The organism is Leisingera sp. F5 (assembly GCF_001593695.1).
This window is the reverse complement of sequence record NZ_LUKH01000955.1, coordinates 1-1,413: the sequence shown is the minus strand read 5'-3', so window position 1 is coordinate 1,413 and position 1,413 is coordinate 1. Positions and strand designations below refer to the sequence as shown.

The window sequence follows — 1,413 nt, the reverse complement described above, 5'->3', positions numbered from 1 at the left end:
GAAGGAAAAGACTGCTCGGATCATATCGGTGAGCCTAGCCAACGGGCGGTGGCTGTCACGTCACAAGTTTGTGGGTCCGGGTGCCGAGCCGCGCCCTCGCCTGACCGCGGGGAGGCGAACAACGGTGGTGTTTGGCAGTTTATGCCGACCAAGTCCGTACGACGTCTAACCGGTGTGCTTGCGGCCCCAAATCGCCTGCCCGTGCGGGCGGTCAGGCGATGGCGCGGCGGCCTCTGGGCCTTGATTCCGCGCTGGGAACTTTTCTCAAACCGCACTGTGCCTTGACACTATCGTTTCCGAAAAACACAGAGCATCGCGACCTGCCCTAGGGCGGGCGCGATGCGGAACAGAAGTTATGCCTGTCTTCGCTTATCTTTTCGCCACTTCATCCGGTCCCAAGCGGTTGTAACTCGGTGGGCGAGACCAAGAATCGACCACCCAAGAACATCCAGTCTCAAAGAGTTCAGGAAATTGGTTGCGACAGTTCTTGTGTTATCGCGCTGTCTCTCAGAAACTTCTCGGCCTTCAACCAAGTCTCTCACAAGCACGTTTGCACAGGCCAAATAATCATTGCCTTTAAGTTCTGTGCGTCTCGAGAAAAACAGCATTCCTTTAGGCATGGTAGATTTTACTTCACGCAGAGCATCTTCCATCTTAGACGGGTCATTTGAACCCGAAACAGAAAAAACGTGACATTGCATCAGCAATGACTGTCGCGCTTTCGACACGAGCAGCAGAAATAGCCTTATTGCGCTCCAACCAACCACGCAGAAGGTAAGCGACAGCACCAATGAAGGAAGCTAGAGCCAAATCGCTTTCGAGAAACTTGGCCACTAGCTCCATCGGTTTCGCTACCGGCTCAAACCGCCATGCAGCGCCGGCATGTCGAGGCTCTGGAAGCCGTAGTGGCGCAGCCAGCGCAGGTCGCTGTCGAAGAAGGCGCGCAGGTCGGGGATGCCGTATTTCAGCATCGCCAGGCGGTCGATGCCGATGCCGAAGGCAAAGCCCTGATAGATCTCCGGATCAATGCCGCCGGCCGCGATGACCTTGGGGTGCACCATGCCGGAGCCGAGGATCTCCATCCAGTCGTCGCCCTCGCCGATCTTCAGCGCACCGCCCTCCCAGGAGCAGCGGATGTCCACTTCGGCGGAGGGTTCAGTGAAGGGGAAATGCGAGGCGCGGAAGCGCAGCTCGACGTCATCCACCTCAAAGAAGGATTTGACGAATTCCTCCAGCACCCACTTCAGGTTCGCCATCGAGATGTCCTTGTCCAGCGCCAGGCCTTCGACCTGGTGGAACATCGGCGTGTGGGTCTGGTCGTAGTCGGCGCGGTAAACGCCGCCCGGACAGATGATGCGCAAGGGCGCGCCCATCTTCTCCATCGAGCGGATCTGGACGGGCGACGTGTGGGTG

1 protein-coding gene and 1 pseudogene are annotated in these 1,413 nt (G+C 58.0%); both read right to left on the bottom strand.

Features of this window, described 5'->3' with window-relative positions:
• Nucleotides 1–663 precede the first annotated feature (663 nt).
• The gene (locus A2I95_RS37805; protein ID WP_291737567.1) at nucleotides 664–834 is read right to left on the bottom strand and encodes a hypothetical protein; all 171 of its coding nucleotides are present in this window, start codon (nucleotides 832–834) and stop codon (nucleotides 664–666) included.
• Nucleotides 835–851: 17 nt separating this feature from the next.
• Nucleotides 852–1,413 (bottom strand): annotated as a pseudogene (locus A2I95_RS37800) (phenylalanine--tRNA ligase subunit alpha); the annotation flags it as partial.